19 protein-coding genes and 1 pseudogene are annotated in these 19,722 nt (G+C 42.0%); 2 read left to right on the top strand and 18 right to left on the bottom strand.

Features of this window, described 5'->3' with window-relative positions; all coding sequences use genetic code 11:
• Together Q0791_RS16240 and Q0791_RS16235 are read left to right on the top strand one after the other, a co-directional pair.
• Positions 1–150 (top strand): annotated as a pseudogene (locus tag Q0791_RS16240) (IS982 family transposase); the annotation flags it as partial.
• Positions 151–206: 56 nt separating this feature from the next.
• The gene (locus Q0791_RS16235; RefSeq protein WP_299008586.1) at positions 207–665 is read left to right on the top strand and encodes a hypothetical protein; all 459 of its coding nucleotides are present in this window, start codon (positions 207–209) and stop codon (positions 663–665) included.
• A 314-nt stretch (positions 666–979) separates the two neighbouring features.
• Here Q0791_RS16235 and Q0791_RS16230 read toward each other — a convergent pair whose 3' ends face one another.
• The 18 genes from Q0791_RS16230 to Q0791_RS16145 form a co-directional block, all read right to left on the bottom strand.
• A complete protein-coding gene (locus Q0791_RS16230) occupies positions 980–1,927 on the bottom strand; it encodes a hypothetical protein (protein WP_299008584.1) in 948 nt (315 codons plus the stop codon).
• 15 nt (positions 1,928–1,942) lie between these two features.
• A complete protein-coding gene (locus Q0791_RS16225) occupies positions 1,943–2,692 on the bottom strand; it encodes a hypothetical protein (protein ID WP_299008582.1) in 750 nt (249 codons plus the stop codon).
• A 15-nt stretch (positions 2,693–2,707) separates the two neighbouring features.
• Positions 2,708–3,880, bottom strand: coding sequence for a 3-oxoacyl-[acyl-carrier-protein] synthase III C-terminal domain-containing protein (locus Q0791_RS16220; RefSeq protein WP_299008579.1), 1,173 nt, complete (start codon positions 3,878–3,880; stop codon positions 2,708–2,710).
• 371 nt (positions 3,881–4,251) lie between these two features.
• The gene (locus Q0791_RS16215; protein WP_299008577.1) at positions 4,252–5,565 is read right to left on the bottom strand and encodes a beta-ketoacyl-ACP synthase; all 1,314 of its coding nucleotides are present in this window, start codon (positions 5,563–5,565) and stop codon (positions 4,252–4,254) included.
• Position 5,566: 1 nt separating this feature from the next.
• A complete protein-coding gene (locus Q0791_RS16210) occupies positions 5,567–6,292 on the bottom strand; it encodes a 3-ketoacyl-ACP reductase FabG2 (RefSeq protein ID WP_299008574.1) in 726 nt (241 codons plus the stop codon).
• Positions 6,289–6,762 (bottom strand): hotdog family protein, encoded by a 474-nt coding sequence (locus Q0791_RS16205; RefSeq protein ID WP_299008571.1) that lies wholly within the window; start codon positions 6,760–6,762, stop codon positions 6,289–6,291. Before Q0791_RS16205 ends, Q0791_RS16210 begins: the two co-directional genes overlap by 4 nt.
• A complete protein-coding gene (locus Q0791_RS16200; protein ID WP_299008567.1) occupies positions 6,755–8,044 on the bottom strand; it encodes a beta-ketoacyl-[acyl-carrier-protein] synthase family protein in 1,290 nt (429 codons plus the stop codon). The genes Q0791_RS16205 and Q0791_RS16200 overlap by 8 nt, the downstream gene beginning before the upstream one ends.
• 79 nt (positions 8,045–8,123) lie before the next feature.
• Positions 8,124–8,813 carry a DUF3261 domain-containing protein gene (locus tag Q0791_RS16195; RefSeq protein ID WP_299008565.1) on the bottom strand — a complete coding sequence of 230 codons (690 nt, stop codon included), beginning with the start codon at positions 8,811–8,813 and terminating at the stop codon, positions 8,124–8,126.
• Between the two features lie 72 nt (positions 8,814–8,885).
• Entirely contained in the window at positions 8,886–10,181 is a 1,296-nt protein-coding gene (locus Q0791_RS16190; protein WP_299008563.1) for an NAD(P)/FAD-dependent oxidoreductase, read from the bottom strand.
• Complete coding sequence (locus Q0791_RS16185; protein ID WP_299008560.1) at positions 10,181–12,595, bottom strand: MMPL family transporter; 2,415 nt, start codon at positions 12,593–12,595, stop codon at positions 10,181–10,183. The genes Q0791_RS16190 and Q0791_RS16185 overlap by 1 nt, the downstream gene beginning before the upstream one ends.
• Positions 12,592–13,242, bottom strand: coding sequence for an outer membrane lipoprotein carrier protein LolA (locus Q0791_RS16180; RefSeq protein ID WP_299008557.1), 651 nt, complete (start codon positions 13,240–13,242; stop codon positions 12,592–12,594). The genes Q0791_RS16185 and Q0791_RS16180 overlap by 4 nt, the downstream gene beginning before the upstream one ends.
• A 126-nt stretch (positions 13,243–13,368) precedes the next feature.
• Entirely contained in the window at positions 13,369–13,788 is a 420-nt protein-coding gene (locus Q0791_RS16175; RefSeq protein ID WP_299008556.1) for a thioesterase family protein, read from the bottom strand.
• Positions 13,789–13,862: 74 nt separating this feature from the next.
• Positions 13,863–15,437: a histidine ammonia-lyase gene (locus tag Q0791_RS16170; RefSeq protein WP_299008554.1), complete on the bottom strand. Its 1,575-nt coding sequence runs from the start codon at positions 15,435–15,437 to the stop codon at positions 13,863–13,865.
• A complete protein-coding gene (locus Q0791_RS16165; RefSeq protein WP_299008552.1) occupies positions 15,434–17,182 on the bottom strand; it encodes a glycosyltransferase family 2 protein in 1,749 nt (582 codons plus the stop codon). The genes Q0791_RS16170 and Q0791_RS16165 overlap by 4 nt, the downstream gene beginning before the upstream one ends.
• Before the next feature lie 5 nt (positions 17,183–17,187).
• The gene (locus Q0791_RS16160) at positions 17,188–17,559 is read right to left on the bottom strand and encodes a thioester dehydrase (protein WP_299008550.1); all 372 of its coding nucleotides are present in this window, start codon (positions 17,557–17,559) and stop codon (positions 17,188–17,190) included.
• Positions 17,552–18,916: an AMP-binding protein gene (locus tag Q0791_RS16155; protein ID WP_299008548.1), complete on the bottom strand. Its 1,365-nt coding sequence runs from the start codon at positions 18,914–18,916 to the stop codon at positions 17,552–17,554. Before Q0791_RS16155 ends, Q0791_RS16160 begins: the two co-directional genes overlap by 8 nt.
• Positions 18,913–19,461: a hypothetical protein gene (locus tag Q0791_RS16150; protein WP_299008545.1), complete on the bottom strand. Its 549-nt coding sequence runs from the start codon at positions 19,459–19,461 to the stop codon at positions 18,913–18,915. Before Q0791_RS16150 ends, Q0791_RS16155 begins: the two co-directional genes overlap by 4 nt.
• Entirely contained in the window at positions 19,458–19,709 is a 252-nt protein-coding gene (locus Q0791_RS16145; protein WP_299008542.1) for an acyl carrier protein, read from the bottom strand. Before Q0791_RS16145 ends, Q0791_RS16150 begins: the two co-directional genes overlap by 4 nt.
• Positions 19,710–19,722: the final 13 nt, after the last annotated feature.

Below are 19,722 nucleotides of genomic sequence, written 5' to 3'. Positions count from 1 at the left end.
ATCTCACAAATAGAGCATACTAGACACCGAAGTGTGCATGGTTTTATGCTCAATATAATAGGTGGTTTAGTGGCTTACCAACTCAAAGAGAGAAAGCCACAACTTAATATAACATCAGCCGAATTCAACGCGATGACAGTAATGCGTTAAACCGATCTGAGGTTAATCTACCTCCATTAATACAAGGGTATCATTATGAATTTCAGATGTTTGGGGGAACACTTTTAGATAGCTTATACTGTATAAAAGGTAAGAAATCTAAGAATAATGAATTTAAAAAGCTTGTAAGTATCTTTAGTTTCAGTAGGAATGCTTACCTCATAACAGATAGTGATGCCATTAAAAAAGAAAATAAAATTATAGATCAATCTAACTTTTCAGAAGCTAAAGATTTTTTTGCTGCTGAGTTTGCTAGTTTGTCAGAAAAAGGTTACAAGCTAGGGCTATGGTACAAGAAGAATAATACAGAAGTTAGGACACTCGAAGATTATTTAGATGATATTAGTATTAAAGATAATCCCAAATTGGGTAAACCCACAAAAAAACTGTATGCTCTGAAGATTACAAATTTATGGGATGAAACAAAGAGGCTAAAAGATTTTAAGAATAATCTTAGCAATGAAATTCAAGCCCTTGATGAATTGATAAGACAATGGAATGAATGAGAATAAAGGGTAGTTTGCACTTGTTAGTTGCATTCGCATAAAACAGCGACTTTGGCACTTAGATAAAGTCCATGTTTTAAGCCTGAAGAAGAACCCTTTTTTCACCGAAAAGTTGCCGATATAGCCATGCTGATAAATGCTGCTTTATGAGCTAAGCGCACCGTTTTTATGTACTTTGATGCTCGGATTGATGTTTGGGTCGATTAAAGGATAAGTGGGGCGCTTTTTACCTTTGCCCCACTCATATATGACCTGTTCAAGTGTATGCTCTCTACATATGCTTTCAACAATGGATCGTGGTTGAGATCGGGTGTTCAATTGGGGTTGAGTTTTTTAAGATAAGCATGGGCGTAATCGTGCACCATCATGTGCCATCTGAGATCGCGAATGGGATCTGAGCTGTAGCCCAGCCAGTTAGTAAACTTCATGGGGGTCCAGTGTTTAAATTGATCGTCACCTGTGAGTTTCGCGAGGGAGACCATGATGCTTTCATCAAACTGTAATGATGTGATCGCTCGCTCTATTTCTCTGTCGGTAAAAAACAGCGCCATAAAAATGCCCATAATATAGAGTGAGGTATCCATATCCAGATTGATCAGGCGTTTTCGATTGGGCTCAACATCAATATTGTCAATGGTTAGCATAGAAAAGTCGAGTTTATCCAATGGCACTTGTTGGCTGACATTGGCACTATGGGAGTGACCCAGATCTAATATTAAATTATAGAGATTAACATCATGTAATTTAATGGCATTGACCCCATTATGATTGCCCAGTTGATCTATGCTTGTGGGTTTTAAGTCCACTTCATGCACATCATCCCCCTTGCTGTTTCTGGCAAGGAAATTAATGAGGTTAGCCTCGGTGTGAAAGTGCTGAAGAAAATAATAGGCCGCCTCGGGGGAGACCATATGATTAATGAACCAGACGCCTAATTTATTCAATAAATACTCGGATCCCAGAAAAGGCAACACTCGCTTAATACACATGATGATGACAATGAGGATCTTGGATATAAAACGGATCAAAGGATAAAGATAGCGTCGAGTAGGGCGTTGTAAATCAATATTTTGCCTGTGTTGGTTATCTGCTTCAATATTAATGTGAGGCGCCAAAACGAATGCGTCAAAATGATTTGGGTCTTGTCTATTCCGTGAGGGTTTATTGTGTTGTTTATGTGGCACATCGGCATCGATTGCCACATTAGGTGTTAAAACAAACTCATCTAAATAGTGAGGATCTTGTCTATTATGCACAGTCATAATGGCGCTCCTTCTCTAATACTGATTTAACTCTTCTAATTGCAGTGCATACAAGCGAGCAACGACTTTGGCACATTTGACTAAGCGAACCGCCACTTCTTCAGTAATAAAAGGTGAAGTTAAAATTTTCATTAGGTTTTCATAATGATCTTCATCGGCTTTGCCGTGATAATATAAAAAGCTGATGTCTTCAATAGGCATGGACAAGGCTTTGCTAATGCAGTGGGCCCATAATCCAGCCTTTTTTGTGCCCATACCTTCTATGATAAAGGTGGCACCAAAAGCATGAACGGGATTAGTTTGAGAAGCTTGAGCAAAAATATAGGCGTGTAATGCTTCAGAGCCGATATTTTTTTCAGCTGTTTGGATCCTTGAGAGTTCCCCACCCACCTTGACATAGTCTTGTTCAAGCATAGTGAAATCTTTATGTTCGGCTGCCGAATGGGCAATTAAGGCGTTGCGCAGTAAAGCATGACTATCATCCATGCTACTGGCGGCGCGAGAGATCCAGCGTGAGCCTTCTTTCACTTGCTGACGCATATTCAGTAAGTAAGATTGGTACTCAGCGAGGGATAAGTGTTTACTTTCTATTTTTTTGACTATATCTATGGTGCTTAGTTTTTCCTCAAATTCGCACCAGACAGCGCCTAAGGCTAAGCCTAACCATTCAAAAACAGGGTTGTTAAGCTTGGCCATGCGATCGCCAATAGGCGATCTGGCATAAATAGTTTCGACGCTATAGGGGGTATTGATTTCGTGTAGCATAGTCTAATGTCCTTATTATTGAGGTGCAATTGCTGTTAGCTGAGCATAACTTACCGAGAAGCGGCCGGATTCGGGGATCATCAGCAGAATTTTTTCATTGGGCTTAAATAAGTTTTGTCTTAATGCATCATCAAGCATGATGTAAATACTGGCTGAACCTGTGTTTCCTTTGTGTTTGAGGTTGGTAAACCACTTGTCTTGCTCAATGCCAACATCTTGCTCTTTCATACTGTTATAGAGTTTATCCATAAAGAAATAAGAACTAATATGAGGCAGATAATGATCTATGGCCTCATTATTCAGCATGCCTCTTTGCTTAAGGGTCTTAGCGGCATGAACGGTAATGGGGACTATGTTATCGGCCAGCAGTCTCACATCCTGACGAAGGAGCAACTTGCCTTGGGTTTCGGCCGCTGCAATGCTCTCTTCCCAAAGCCAAGAATGATTGACTTGCATATTTTTTGCCTGATTAGTGCCAAGATACATACAAGTATCAAGCTCGTTGGCATAGGAGAAAGTTTCCATCCAATCTAGGCGTAGCGAAAGATTGATTTTAGAGGGGGTATTTTCCATTATGATAGCACCGGCCCCATCGGATAGCATCCAACGTAGAAAGTCGGCATTAAAATACTGAAAACCGTCTTCTACTTCTTTTCGAGTCGAAGCCAACTGACTTTCTTGAGTAAATCGACAGCCGCGCATAAAGCTGGAAGGGCGTTCAGAAGCCACTGAAACCACTTTTTGATGTTGGCCAATTCTTATTGTGTTACTGGCTGCTTTCATTGCTGCGGCGCCAGCGCCACATATGCCAGCACAACTTAAAATATCCAGTGGATTGCCCCCCAGTCGACCTTGGATCATACTGGCAAATCCTGGGGCGAGTATGTCAGGCATAGTGGTGCCTGCAGCGATCATTTGCAGCTCTTCTTTTTGAGCTTGGCCTCTTTTTAGCGCCGCGATAATGGCATTAACAGCCAGCTCTTCATTTAAGTGGCTTGGCTGACCTTGATGATTAAGCGCATAGTGGCGATGTTCAATGCCGTTTGAGCGTAAAATACTGTCTTTAAACTGGCTAGGCTGGCCATTGACTAAGCCGAGAACGTCTTCCATTTGTGCATTATTAATGGCGGGGCCGGGTAAATAAGATCCTGTTGATGTGATATAAACATCATTGAGGGAATATATCATGTTAACTATCTCCCAATTCAGAGTAATGGAATATTTGTACTTGTGTTTTAAAATGGCAGCGTGCAGGAGGTTTTGTTGCTAGAAAACAAGATATGCGAGTAAAAACAGGATAATAATCTGTTTGTTTAATACTAGGGTACATATTGAAGTAATCCGTTAACTAACTGATCCATTTTAACTCTTATCATGCATTTCGTATGAGAGTTAACATCAATGTACACCTTTGTAACTGTTCGTTCACCTTTGTTGGTGTTTTTTAGTGAGATTATTAGAGCAAGATCATGCTTTTTTATAAAGCATGATCTTGCTCTTACAAAGTGGGGAAGTAAGGTTAAAGGGTAATCTTCAAGTATCACGGGGATAAATAGGGGTTAATCCGTCCACTTTTTAAAGATTAAAGACGTATTGATGCCGCCAAAGGCAAAGTTGTTACTCATGACATAGTCAGTGTCGATAAAGCGAATATCATCTTTAATGTAATCTAAACGACCACAAGCGGGATCGATCTGGGTTAAGTTAAGCGTAGGCGCAAACCAGCCTTCATTCATCATTTCAATGCTTAGCCAAGATTCTAATGCGCCGCAAGCACCTAGCGTATGACCGGTATAACTTTTCAGTGATGAAATGACTTGTTTTTCTCCAAAAACCGCTTGTGTCGCCTGAGTCTCGGCAACATCGCCTCGCTCTGTGGCAGTGCCGTGAGCGTTGACGTATCCAATGGCATTGGGCGTGATCTGAGCATCTTTGATGGCTAAGCGTATGGCCGTTTCCATTGTGTCACTATTGGGCTGAGTGACGTGCTGGCCGTCTGAATTCGTGCCAAAGCCTACCAGTTCAGCATAAATTTTCGCGCCGCGATTTTGGGCGTGTTCCAGTTCCTCTAAAATGAGAGTACAAGCGCCTTCACCTATGACTAAACCATCGCGATCTTGATCAAAAGGACTGGGTGTGGTGCTAGGAGCATCATTTTTTGTGCTGGTGGCAAAAAGAGTGTCAAAAACAACGGCTTCAGTTGGGCAGAGTTCTTCTGCGCCACCGGCAATCATAAGATCTTGCTGACCGTATTTTATGGCTTCATAGGCATAACCTATGCCTTGACTTCCCGAAGTACAGGCACTGCTTGTGGTATGAACGCGACCTTTAAGGCCAAAATAAACCCCCAAATTGACAGCAGTTGTATGGGCCATCATGCGGATATAGCTAGTGGCAGTGACACTTGACATGTCACCAGTATCAAGCATTTTACTAAAACCGAGTAAAGGATCGGTACTGCCAGTTGATGAGCCATAGGCAACGCCCATTTGTCCTGATTGAATGATGGGATCGTCCAATAGATCGGCATCAATTAAAGCCAGTTCACTGGCTCTGGTGGCCATGAGTGATACTCGACCCATAGATCGAATTTTTTTACGGGAATAATGCTTGGGTACTTCAAAGTCAGTGATAGGCCCTGCTAAGCGAGTATTTAAGCCATCAAATTTATCCCATTCATCCATTTTAACAATGCAGTTTTGTCTCTTTTTGAGATTTTTGGCAATGGTTTTCCAGTCTTGTCCCAGTGAAGATATTCCTGCCATGCCTGTTATGACGACGCGGCGATGGGGTGAAGACTTTGATTGTTTGATGGTTTGAGCGGCGCTTAGCGTGTCATGCTCTTCTCTGGCAGATTTAGTATGTGTGTTCATTTTAAATCATGCCTCCATTCACTGAAATGACTTGTCTGGTGATGTAGGCGGCATCATCTGAGAGTAAGAATTGTGCTAAGCCTGCAATTTCTGAAGGTTTTCCCATGCGCCTCATTGGCACAATTTCTTTAACTAAATCATTGGAAAAGCCGCTAACCATATCGGTTTCGATAAGCCCGGGTGCAATACAATTGACGGTAATTTTTCGTTTAGCCAGCTCTAAAGACAAGGCTTTAGTAGCGCCTATTATTCCGGCTTTTGAGGCGCTGTAATTCACTTGCCCTCGGTTTCCAGCAATCCCTGAGACTGATGCCAGTGTGATAATGCGGCCGCCTTTGCGTGTTTGGATCATGGGCATAGTGCAAGGATGGATCACATTATAAAAACCATCTAAGTTAGTGTGGATCACACTATCCCATTCATTTTCAGTCATGGCGGGAAAAGCCGTATCTTGTGCTATGCCTGCATTGAGAATAACGCCGTAGTAAGCACCATGGGATTGAATATCGGCTTCAATGGCTTGTTTTGCTGCGCTTCGATCACTGATATCAAATTGCAAACAAGTCACTTGAGCCCCTAAGGCTTCAAGTTCTGTGGTTGTGGCCTTGGCTGCTTCATGATTACTGTGAAAGTGTATAGCAATATCATAGCCTTGACTTGCTAATTTCAGCGCGATGGCTTTGCCTATTCCTCGGCTTGATCCTGTGATTAATACGCGTTGCTTCATTTTGCGGTTTCCTGACTATCTTGTGGATCTTGAGGTTGAAATACGTTGATATTTGCCTCGGCAATAATCTTGTTTTGATTCAGAATTTGACATTCAAATACGGCGAGCCCTGTCTCTTCTTGATAAAGTCGTGTCACTTTAGTGTGATAGCTTTTACCCAATTGGTAGAGCGGGGTATGGAGTTGTAATTTTCGACTGCCTAATAAGAAACCAATGCGAATAATATCGGCACTTTTCTTTGCTTCTATACCTGCTAGTGCCGCAACGGTTTGAGCCATATATTCAATGCCAACATAACTCGGCACTCCTGATAATGAGGCATCAAAGTAAGGACTTTTTGCAGTGATGCTTGTTTCACACACCAAAGTATTAGGTTGATACTCAAGTATTTTATCAATAAAAATCATTGGAGCATCATGAGGAAGGTAATCGGCAACATCATGGTTTTGAATCGTGTTTAAGTTAATCATGGTTTGTCCTTTTCTTACGAGCATTGTCCTTACGAGCACTGTCCTCACCAGCATTCTTCTCACCAGCATTGTCGTCCTCACGACTAAAAATCAAGCTTGCATTACTGCCGCCAAAAGCAAAAGAGTTACTCATGATATAGCGAAGCTTTTGTTTGTGATGAGTCAATTCATTGCGCTCAACAAAGGGGAGAGCGGGGTTATCGCTATCTATATGTTTATCCCATAAATGAGGGGGCAATTGAGCATGGGAGTTTTCATCGGATAATAGTAAATAGCAAAAAGCGGCTTCTATTGCGCCTGCTGCGCCTAATGTATGGCCCGTTAAAGGTTTAGTGGAGCTGACAGGGGGAATAACAGGTTGAAAAACAGCCTGAATGGCACGACTTTCCATGGCATCATTTTTTTGAGTCGCAGTGCCATGTAAATTCACATAGCTGATTTGACTCGCTTGAATATTGGCATCTTTGATGGCGGCTTGCATGGCGGCAATGGCACCTCGACCTTCAGGTTGAGGCGCTGATATATGATGTGCATCGCTTGATTCACCGACTCCCGCTAATTGTATTTGAGCTCCAGATGAATGAACAGATGTGTTTTTTTCAAGGGTAAAAAGCGCAGCGCCTTCGCCGATATTAATGCCCTGTCTGTTGGCACTGAAAGGCTGACAAAGCTTATCTGAAATGGATTCTAGGGCATCAAATCCATTGAGGGTTAATTGGCAAAGGCTGTCAGAGCCACCAACAATGACCATATCACAAAGATCGGCCATTAACAGGCGTCTTGCGCTGGCAAAGACTTTAGCGCTTGAAGAGCAAGCCGTGGATAGGGTGTAGCAAGGTCCTGTTAAAGAGAAGTAGGCTTGCAAGAATTCACTGGTATTACCTAACTCTTGCAGGGCATAGTCATAATTTTCTGGAAAAGCATGCTGCTTTTGATAAAATTTGAGGGCTTGTTCACCACTTTCAATGCCTGACGTGCTGGTGCCTAATACGACACCCACACGATCTTGACCATAGTGTTTTTTAGCAAGATGAACGGCTGATTCGATTTGCTTAGCTGCACATAATAATATTTGATTATTTCGAGTATTATAATCAGAAAGAGGGGTTGGAATCGTCGGTAAAACACAGGTCACTTTCCCTACCATTGCGCTTCTGTCAAAGAGCAAACCACTTTGTGGTTTGAGTCCGCTTTTGCCATTCAGTAAGTGCGCTAATACTGTTTCTTTTGTTTGGCCTAAGGGTGTGCACAATCCCAGTTGTGTTATTGCTATCTTTGTCATAATGGTCTTCACGCAGGCTTTGGGCCAGCTTAAGTTTTAGGGTGACAGTCAGATATGTCCAAGTCATTTGACTGTGTATTTATGTTATTGGTGTGATCGTTAACCTGAACTGTGCCGCTGGTATGGTCAATGTTACACTTGCATTCCAAGGAGAAAATTGACTGTACTGGATCGACAATATTGGTTTTTCAGTTGATCTTTCCTGCGTATTATATAGCGCTTTACAAAACACTGCATTACATTGCATTTCTTGATGACAGCTCATTGACTTTTCCTGACTAATGTCTTTTTCACTGGCACATGAGCTAGGTCTTTTATCGAGCTTTCTCAGTTGGGCATTTTGTAAGTAGTGGTTCACTTCGACTTGAGGCCAATAGATAAGTTGCAACATGGCCATTAAATATTCGGCTTTAAATTGATCACTCAAGAGCATACTTTGTTCACTATTGAGCGTATGGCCATCGTAATTTAGAGTGAATAATGCTTGTCCTAAAGGCGCAAGGCCCACTAATGTGAGATGATTGGGGCTCATATCCAGTTGTCCCATGAGTTCATGTTGCTGCGTGCCAACTTGAATGGTGATCTTTTGGGTTAGACTCTGTGTTTGCTTGAGTAAGGGGGCTAAACAATACAGGCTGTCTTGAGGTAAAGAGACACAAGTTTGCCGTGTCAATGATTGACTACAAGCGGATAATAACAGTAAACCAGAGAGCACCACGAGTGTTCTCATCATGTTGAATAAGGTGATCCGTTTCTGGCTTTGTATCATTGTTGTGCCTCAAGCAGTTTCATGGTTATTCGAAAAATGTCAGGTTTGAAGTTATTGAATGTTCCCCTGTTGCTAAACGCAATTTTTTATCTTCTGTGTTTCAAAAGAGAAAGGCGTAATAGGGGGGCAGAGCTCTACGAGCGTATTGAGTCGCCTCTCTGATTGGCTGACGTAAGGATTATTCATATCCCAAGCATATCCCGCAAGAATAGAGCAAATCATGCTCTTGATTTTAGGGTTACTGCCTTGATGAAAAATCACTTGCTGAAAACGGGCATCATACCATGCCTGCACATAAGTTCTAAAGGTATCAACACCTTGCATTAGCGGAGCGCTATAGTCTTGTTGCCAATTAACAGTGTGACCATTGAGCTGTTTGATGAGGGTTTTGACTGCAAGGGAGGCTGATTGCATCGCAATAGTGACGCCTGACGAAAAGACAGGATCGAGAAACTCTCCAGCATTACCTAATAACGCAAATTTATCTGTTGCTAATGTACTGACGTTGGCCGAATAGCCCTTTAATTCTCGACATTCTTTGATGATGTTAGCCTTAGCTAATAAGCGGTGTAAGCTTGGCTCTTGTGCGATCATAGATTCTAGTTGTGTTTTTAAATCATGCCCTTGAAGCATGAGCTTATCTGGTTCGCCAACCACACCAATGGAGCTACGGCCATTAGCAAAGGGAATGAGCCAATACCAAATACTGGGATCATTGGGATTGACACTGATTAAAATCTTATTGCGATCAAAGTCGGTATCGGTAATGTTATCTTCAATATGGGTAAAAATAGCACTACGAGTGGGTAAGCTCGATGGGCTTTCTAAGTCTAATAGCTTAGGTAAGACACGACCAAATCCACTGGCATCTAAAACATACTTGGCTTTGATTTCATAGACTTCATCATGCTCATTGCGAACTTGTAAACAAGGATCTTCACTTAAATCTATCTGCTCGACTGTGTGGCCAAAGCGAATATCAACGCCTTGATTTTGCGCCGTATCGGCTAGTAATTTATCAAATTGGGCTCGTTCAACTTGAAATGTTGTACCAGGGCCTGGCGTATACTTATCGTTGAAGTCAAAGGTTGTGTAATGCTCGCCATATTGAAAAGCGGCGCCATTTTTAAACTGAAATCCGGCATTGTTGACGGCATCAAGCATTTTGGCTTCTTTGATGATTTCCATGCAGCAGGGCAATAAGCTCTCGCCAATAGAAAACCGAGGAAAGAACTGTTTTTCTAAGACTAAAACTTTTTTACCTTGTTGATGTAATAAGCTGGCCGCAATACTGCCAGAGGGGCCTGCACCTATGATAACGACATCTAAGTCAGTGGGTATAGAGTGGAAGGAGAATGCTAACGACATTAAGATTTACCCTGTGTAACGACATGTATGAAAGGAGATAATAAAAAAGTGAAACCAATACCCAATAAGAGTGTGAGGCCAAATGCATGAATAGCAGGGGTATCACTAAAAGCGAGCAGGCCAAAGGCCAGCAATGTGGAGCAGGCTGATAAGAATACCGCCATCATGACACCTGTACTGTCTTTTTTCGCTTCAGCAAAAAATAAGCTGTAATCGACACCAATACCAAAAACAAGGATCAATGCTAGAGCATGAAATAGGGTCAACGCACTGCCCGTTATACCGAGAATGGCCAGAGTGAAAAGCGTCGCTGCTGCGGGTACAGAGACGATAATAAGGGCGAGCTTAAAATGAAAGCGTATGGAAAAAATAGCACAAGCAAGCAGTAATGCGACCGCTAATAACCCTAAGGTTAACTGCCTGTATTGGCCCATGATATGTGAGATATCTGCGACTTTATCCACCAGTTTTACCGCGCCATTATGCTCAGTGAGGGGCAGCAGTAATTGGCTCAAGGCGGGTAAATTATGAATGCCGCCCAGAAGGACAATGGCGCCATATTCATCGAGTGTATTTGAGTGATTACCCTCAAATGTCGGGGCTAGCCATAAAGGTGCAAAGGCTTTTCCTGCAGAGCGAGTTAAAAAATCATTGGGTTCTATGTATTGGTGCTTGGCAGAGTCATAAGCCGATTGCAGCTTAGGGGCAAGAGTTTCATTCAAGCCAAGAGTATTTAATGTTCTAGCCAAGGATGGCCCATAAATTTGAGCTTGTAGTCGGTAGTTTTCATCTTGTTTTTGATGACTTGGTAAATAAGTACTTAGGCTGAAAGCATTACCCAGATAGTCTTGGGATATGGCTTGTTGAAGATAAGGGGTCAGCTTTTCAAGCCGCTGTAGTAGGGCTTGTTCAGTGTCGCCCCTGACTAAGAGAAACTGATTATCTGTGCCACCACTGAGTATGCTTCGCACTTGGTTTTCTTCTTGGGTGATATGCTCAGGGCTTTGCTGCAATTGGCGAATATCATCATCACTTTGTAGTTGTAACAGTCCCAAACCACTAACAATAATCATTAGGCTAATGAGGAGTCTCATTTTCTTTGTTGAGAGCATTTGGCTGATTTGAGTCAATCGAGTTTGATATTGGTTGGCCATTCGCAATGGCGCGACGGACTCTGGCAAGGGAGAACCTGCTAATAAAGGGTACGCCAAAATCAATGTGATATAGGCGCCTATTAATCCCGATGCGCAAAATACAGCCACCTGTTGCATGCCCGGAAAAGGGGCTAATCCCATGCTGAGATAGGCGAGCACACTCGTTAACAGTGCCAGACTAATGGCGGGAAAGATGTGCTTGATGATGTTTGAAGTTGATAACTTAGGGCGCTGTAATCGTTCACAATAAAAATGAAAGCTGTAATCAATCGCAATACCAATAAGACTGGTGCCAAAAACCAGAGTGAGTAAATGGATTTGATGAAAGATAAGCAGTGTTCCCACCAAGGCAAACAAAAAGCCTGTCGATAGGGTTAGCAAGGCAATAGTGAGTGGCATCAGAGAGCGAAAAGCCAACAATACGAGTCCGATAACACCTATGAGTGAAATAAGCCCAATGCTTGAGACTTCTTTTTTGGCATTGTCTGTTGCTGCAGCGGCGTGAAAAACGGCCCCCGCTTTGGCGATTTTAAGGTCTTTGAATTGCTTGCTGGTGGCCTGAAAGGCTTGATTTAAACTGGTGAGCTGCGCCTCTTGTGCATTAGGACTAAACGCGCTGCCCAAGCCTTTTGCCATGACTATGGCGGCAACATCATTATTTGCCTGTTTATGGATCAATATGCCTTGCTGAACTTGTAATTGATTCTTTGGAGCCATGGCCATGACATTACTGGGATAAAGCAGTAAGGGATCTTGGCTTAATAATCCACTGTTTGAAAAGCTAAAAGCGCTATATAGCTCTTGTTGTACCTTTGTTATCATTTGGGGTAATTGTGCATTTGAAAGCGCTTGGATTTGTTTGTCTGTGAGCAGATGAAAACGATAGGGGAAATAATATCGGCTTAATGCCTCTCCTTGATTGAGATCGGCACTTTTAATGTCGTCAAAGGCTTGAGGTTGGCTTGTTTTTAAGTGAGCCATAAAGACGTTAGCGGCAGCAATGGCTTGGGTTTCATCAGGGGCAATGAGGGCAATATAGACTCGATTAGCCAATTGATTTTCAACACGTGACAAGGCATTGCTAGTGAGTGGATCTTCTTTCACGTTGGGCAACATGGCCAAAATATCAGTTTGTATCTTAGCGCCATTTTGCCAAGCATGGAGCCCTGTAAGCGCCATGATAGCAATGAGTAGCAGCCAGCATAAAAAGCCAATGCCTGGTTTGATATTGCTTATCTTATGGGCAAGATATTTCATCATAATGAGGGATTCTTGTCTTTCGTGACAGGATTAAAGGCCTTAAGCTCTACGGTGGTGAGCGCTCGATTTTGAATATTGCTAAAGACTATTTTGCTGCTATCGCCATTAGGGCTAAATAAAATCAATTGGTTAATACTTGTGTTTCCTTCAATGATCATTTTTGGCAGTATTTTGGCCACAAGGGGATCTTTTGGGATCAGACCTAATTGCCACAGTGTTTTTTGCTGTAAGATTGAAATGCTAAAGTCTTGCTCCAATTGCTTGATATCGCCAGTTAGCATGGCGGTCAATAAGCTCGGCATGATATTTTCCAGCGCCGAAGCTGCGGGAATATTTCCAGTGTTTTGAATTTGAATATGACCCTGACTATCCACTTGAATAAGTTGCTTATCTTTTAAAATTAGGCTGGATTTAAAAGGGCGTACTTGCTGCCATACTAAGCCTTCGTGTTGATCAAATAAAAAATAGCCGTGACTGACTAGTGGCTTTTTTAAGACTTTAAGCTGCCGATATTGGGTGAAATCGCCACTGGCAGAGGTACCAAAATGTAACTGTGAGCTTAAGTCTTTTAGCTTTGATTGAGTGGCAGGGTGAGAAAATAAAGTGCCATCATCATTTTGCGTATTGGCAAATAAGCTTGAAGACATGAAAGCGAATATTAAAAAATAACATATCCGAATAAAAGTAATGTTTTTCATTGTGATAACCACTCAGTATGTGTCTCTATGAGAGATAAAGGTTTTATCTATTAAGGCACCGAATATGCAGTGTGACTAAGAGAGTAATGGTTTTATTTTTTGTTGGAAAACATCAGGTGTCACAAAGCACATTTCTTGGGTGCTCAGATCAACGGCAGCTTGAATAGTATATCCCTTAGTGAGCCGTTTTCCTGTGTTGGCATCAAGCACTTTATAGTTAATTTTGATGCGATTCTCCCATTCAACCAAGGAGGCGATGACTTTGATTTTTTGGTCAAAGGTGCTCGATTGCACATATTTAATTTGTGTGTCAATAATGGGCCAGCCATAACCTGAGTCAAGCATTTTACGATAACCGTAATCAATTTTGTCCAGTAAGGCACATCGAGCAATTTCAAAATAGCGTAAGTAATTACCATGCCAAGTGATCCCCATGGAATCAACGTCGTGAAAGGGAATGACTTGTTCAATTTCTGCTGTGAGTATGGATTCCATTGTTATTCCTAACTTCAATACAGTGATTGAGGCCATAATAAGACTCAACCACTGATTTATATCACGATATTTGATTAACGAGGACGTGAATGACACACTTCCCATTCACCACGTTGAATTTTACCAACGGTTTGTCTCAGAGTTTGCTCTAAAGGGCGATCTTCAGTGAGTAGGCTAAAGTCATCACTCACTTGTGCTAGCGTTTTAGCCAGCGATGGCGTAAAAGAGCCAGTATCGAGCTCTTGATTTCGAATACGTAAATGGATCCCTTGAGTCATGGCCAACAGCGCTGCTGCAGCGACTTGCTCTGTGAGTTGCAAGACCCGTAAACAATCTCGAGCGGCAATGGTACCCATGCTGACTTTATCTTGATTGTGGCATTCGGTAGAGCGAGAAAAAACACTGGCCGGCATAGTGTGCTTTAAGGCTTCGGCTGTCCAGGCTGACACGCCAATTTGTATCGCTTTGAATCCGTGATTAATGACACTGCGTGGTCCTGTTGAACCCGATAAATTGGCTGGCAAGCCATTATTAAACTTAGGATCCATGACTAATGCCATTTGTCTATCGATAAGATCGGCAACATTGGCGACTGCATTTTTTAATGCATCCATTGCAAAGGCAATATGCCCACCGTAGAAATGCCCGCCGTGAAGCACATGCTCCCCTTCAGCATCAATGATGGGATTATCATTGGCACTGTTGAGTTCGGTTTCGATGAATTGACGCATAAAGGGCAAGGCGTCTTGTAGTACTCCAATGACATGGGGCGCGCAGCGGATCGAGTATCTGTCTTGTAGGCGATCGGAATTACGAGGATGTTCATGATGATTTAAATCTTCACGGATCCAAGCGGCGATTTGACTTTGTCCTGGATGAGGCTTAGCAGCAAATAGGATTTCGTCAAAATGGTTGGAATTGCCTTTTAAAGTCAAAGAGGCCATGGCGGTAATTCGGCTGGATAGCTTAGCCATATACTGGGCTCTGTCAAAGGCTAAGCATGCCAGCGCAGTCATAACAGCTGTGCCATTCATTAAGGCTAACGCTTCTTTGGGGCGTAGCGTTAAAGGGGTAATATCGAGTTTGGCGTAAACTGTTGCTGTAGGCTGTTTGAGACCTTGATAAATGACTTCTCTTTCACCGACTAATACGGCGGCTAAATAAGACAGAGGCGTGAGATCGCCACTGGCACCCACAGAGCCTTCTTCTGGAATGACGGGAGTAATATTGAGATTAAGTAGCAGCTCTATACGCTTTAATAATGCATAGCTGACTCCTGACTTACCATATGCCAGTGAACTTAAACGACAAGCCATGACGGCTCTTGCTTGCATTTCTGACAGGGTATTGCCTAAACCACACCCATGAAAGCGGGTTAAATGTAAGGGAAGTTCATCGACTAAGTCCAAACCGACGCTCACAGTACAGGAGTCACCATATCCGGTTGTGACACCGTAGATAACACCTTCTTCACTGAGCAAATTATCAATAAAGTCGGCACCTTGCTTAATGTAAGCTTGGTACTCAGAACTTTCATTGAGTTGGGCTTTAGCCCCTTTAGCAATGGCGACGACATCTTCAAGCGATAGGGTTTGGTAACCAAAATGAATAATGGCTTGAGTCTCGTTAGCGTGTGTTGCTTGTTTCATTTACTGCTGGTCCTATTCTCATTAACTTGACTCTCGCTGGATGAGCGACGCTGAGCCTGATTATCGTTTTGCCAAAAGTCGTAAAAATTAAACCATTGTAGTGGCTCGCGTTTAGCATGGTTTTCTAACACTTGACTGTATTCATCGACGGCTTGCTGTAGCCTGACACTTCTTTCTTTTCTTGGCCCTTTAAGTCGAGTGTTAAAAGGGGTGATGTGTACGCGATATCGCCCTTGTTCTTTCAAACAAAACATAGTGTAGACGGGGCAGTCCAGTAGTCCTGCTAACACAAAAGGGCCTGAAGGAAAGGGAGCGGGTTTATTCATAAATGAGGCGTATAGGGCTCGACCTTGACTGGCTGAAGATGTTCTATCTCCTGCAATGACCACTAACTCACCTGCTTCAATTTTTTCTTGTAATAATATGGAAGTGCTTGGGCCCAGTTCGGTCACTTGAATCAGGTTCAGTGCACTATTTGGATTTAATTGTTTTAGAATATTATTAAAATTTTTGGCATGCTGCGTCATTACCATCACATTAACTTTTGCATTACGATGAGTGACAGATATGGCGCGACATAACTCTAAGTTACCTAAGTGGGATACAAGTAATACTGCGCCTTGTCCTTGTTCCATGTGTGTTGAGAGTATATCTCTGTGTGGAAAATCAATGCTCTTTAGAGGTATTCTATCGCACCAAGCATCAATGCGATCCAGTGCGGCATGGCCAAAAGCAAAAAAATGTCGCAGGCTGTCTAACCATCGAGGTTGATGAGGCAATGGGTTATTGTCGGGATCGGCGAGTTTGACTTGTTGTAAAAAGTCCATCGAAGCCTGTCTTGCCGCTTTTCCTGTGATGAAAAAATATAAAATTACTGGGTACATTATCGCGCGGCAAAGCCAATGCCCTCCATAACGGTAGCACAGAGCGAGTATTTTTATCCCCCAATAGCTGCCTCGCTCTCCAATGGAAGACCAATGTTTTGAATTGGGCTTGTCGATAGTGTTGGCATTAATGGGGGCTGTTTTGTGTAATCGTGAGGGTAGACGTTTTAACATGCCAAAAAAAAGCCGAGTGTGTAGGGCTGAAATGCGCAGGTTATCTCTAACGGCTTGAAAATGACTACTGCCTTCTTCAGGATAAATGACTCGAGTTGGAATATGCTTTATTTTTACTCCTTGCCAATGAAGCTTGACTAAGATTTCAATATCAAAATCCATTCGCTCACCCAATGATTGGCTGAGAAATAAAGATTCAGTTGCTTGTAATGGATAAATGCGAAAACCACACATGGCATCTTTTATCTCTAAGCTTAAGGTTTCTATCCAAACCCAAAAATGTGTCAGGTAGCGCCCATACAAACGTCCTTTGGGAATAGAGTCATCATACTGAGGTTGTCCTGATATCACGGCATGGGGAGCTTGCTTAGCTGTATCAATAAAAGTGGGAATATCGCTTAAGTCATGTTGGCCATCGGCATCAATTTGTAACGCGTGAGTAAAGCCGTCCTCATAAGCTGCTCTCAGTCCCGTGATGACAGCTGCGCCTTTTCCTCTATTATATGGATGATGTAATAAATGAACCCAGCTATATTGTTTAGCAAGTTGTTGTAATAGATAACGTGTTTCATCATTACTTCCATCATCAACCAGATAACAATCACGTTTAAAAACAGCGAGATTAGCTAAGGTTTCACTGATGGCTGCGGGGTGATTATAATTGGGGATCACAAATGCTAACTGCATGCATTCTAACTCGCTATAAGAGGGCGTTGAGTGGATATAACAATGCGTCCAGATGAGAAGCGTGTTTGTTGATTGCTATAAACAAAACTGAGTTTGTGCTTTTTTGTATCGAGTGTGATACTTAAGTTCACTTCGATACCAGGTGTTATTACATTTTGAAATTTAAGCACTTCTAATGTCGTTGCATGAATGGGGTATTGAAAATGTGCACAGCCCAATTGAATAGCCCAGTCAAGCTGAGTGACACCGGGTAAAACGGGTTGATTGCGAAAATGGCCATTAAAATAGGGTAATGTTTCATCAATGCGCAGGCGCCAAGTCGCTGAAGTCTCAGTGAGGTTACTGCTGATAATGTGGGGTGGCTGAGATTTAATCATGGGTAAATAATGCCAACAGTTGAGATTGTACTTGTTTACCTTGTGTATTAACGGGCATTTTTTCTGGATAGCGCCAACGTTTGGGTAAAACAACTCTTTCAAATTGGGTTAATAGATAAGATTTCAAAATATTATTTAGGCTGAGCTTGCCTTTTGTGTTCAGGTATTCTTTGCCTGATTCCGATAACTCTACTACGGCTGCTAATTGCACTTTGGGCCCTTCAACAATCAGTAAACTGGCTAATTGAACCATAGGGTGAGTCTGCAGCAGAGTTTCCATTTCAACCAGTGAAAGTCGTTTTTCTTCTATTTTTACTATGCGATCGAGTCGCCCTTGAAGAATAAACTCATCATTTTGAATGAGTTTGATTTTATCATTACATTTCATCCAATCATCATGTTCAATATAGGGAGATTTAAGCCATAATGCACCGTCATTCTCATCTTGTTTGATGTGAATGGGAGCAAAGGTCTTCCATGTTTGTTGTTCGCTATATTGACGACGATAAGCGATCCCGCCTGTTTCTGTACTGCCAAATATTTCTATTGGTAAGCTTGAATAGCATTGCTTGATCGCTTGAGCTGCCTCATAGGTTAATGGGCCGCCAGAACTGAACACTAAGCTTGGAGCGCGGTTTTGTATTTGATAGTCTAAAGACGCAGGTAAACGAGATAAGTGTGCAGGGCTACTGATTAAGCATAGCTGTGAAAATAAATTACTGTAATAACTCAGTGTTTCCGGATATTCAATGAGATCACTTAAAAAAGGTCTACGGCTAGCGAGTGGCCAAAGGATTTTAAATAATAAGCCATAAATATGTTGATGAGATACGGTTGAAATAATACTGCATTGGGGTAGATGCTGTGCAAAAGTGGATTCCAGAGTGGACACTTCAGCATCAAGTTGAGCAAGGGTTTTCGTGACGGCTTTGGGGTGTCCGCTACTGCCAGAAGTATATAAAGTGAAACAGCCCCAGTTTTTCGATTTTGGCCAAGGAAATTTTGGCGCATCGGCTACTTTTTCTAATTGTATAAAGGGCTTTTCGGGGGCTAATGCTTTATCAGATAGCACGGCATCAAATTGATTATTTAATGTAAGCAAGTTAGCAGGCTGTACATTTGAAGGCAGAATAATGTCTTTTCCTGCAATTAAAGCGGCACATAATCCAATAGCAAATAACTCGCTATTATCACAAGATAAAAGCCATTTCTTATGCTGATTTTCAACCAGCTGTTGATGGAAAAAGGCAACTTGATGGCTAAAACATTCTCCTGTCAGAATATTATGATGATTAAAGCTAATGAGTTGTTGCTCTATTGGGCCTAGTGTTAACCAAGAAGTCAGAATATTTTTCATCGTTTTTTCAACCAAAATGTGCGGTATAACCATTCACCAGTAAAAAGAATGCCCATTAGCAAATAAGCAATAAAACCATTATAAAGCGTCCAAGTCGAAAGGCTTGTAAATGCTGCGGTATAGTAAGCTATTGCGCCATTAATAATGAAAAAAATGCACCAGATAAAGGTGACTTTATTGAGATAAGGCACAGCACTTTCTGGTAAATCGGGTTCTTTCAATCTTGCAAGTCGTTCAATGATGCTTGGCCCCCATTGTAATGAATGGGCAAATAATATCAGCATGCAAGTACTGATAACGACAGGATAATACAGTAACCAGTCATTGGCCTTAGCGATATAGCTACTCATTGTTAAAACAATGCCGGCAGCTATTGGGAGCATCAATGATTTTAGCTTTTGTTTATTAATAAAGAACCTTAAAAGCAATAAGCTGCACAGCACTAATGCAATGCTGCCTTGGGGTAAATAATTAAGCCCAAAATAAACAGCGACTGGGTAACATAGCACCACAAGTGTGGTGACTATTTGTAAAAACTGCGTCATGCAGCTGAAACGAGTGCTTCAACAGCAGAGACAACATCATCAACGGTGCGAACTGCTTTAAACGTATCTGGGTGAATTTTTTTCCCAGTGATTTGTTGTAATTTAATAACAAGATCAACAGCATCAATACTATCTAGATCGAGCTCATCATACAAAGATGTGTTTAAAGAGACATCTTTTTCGTCAATTTCAAATTCCTCTACTAAAATCTTAGTCAAAGTTTCAAGTATTTGCTCACGGTTTTTCATGTAACTTCCACTG

The organism is uncultured Shewanella sp., from assembly GCF_947495455.1.
GTDB lineage: Bacteria > Pseudomonadota > Gammaproteobacteria > Enterobacterales > Shewanellaceae > Shewanella.
This window is presented reverse-complemented; position numbering and strand designations above follow the sequence as displayed.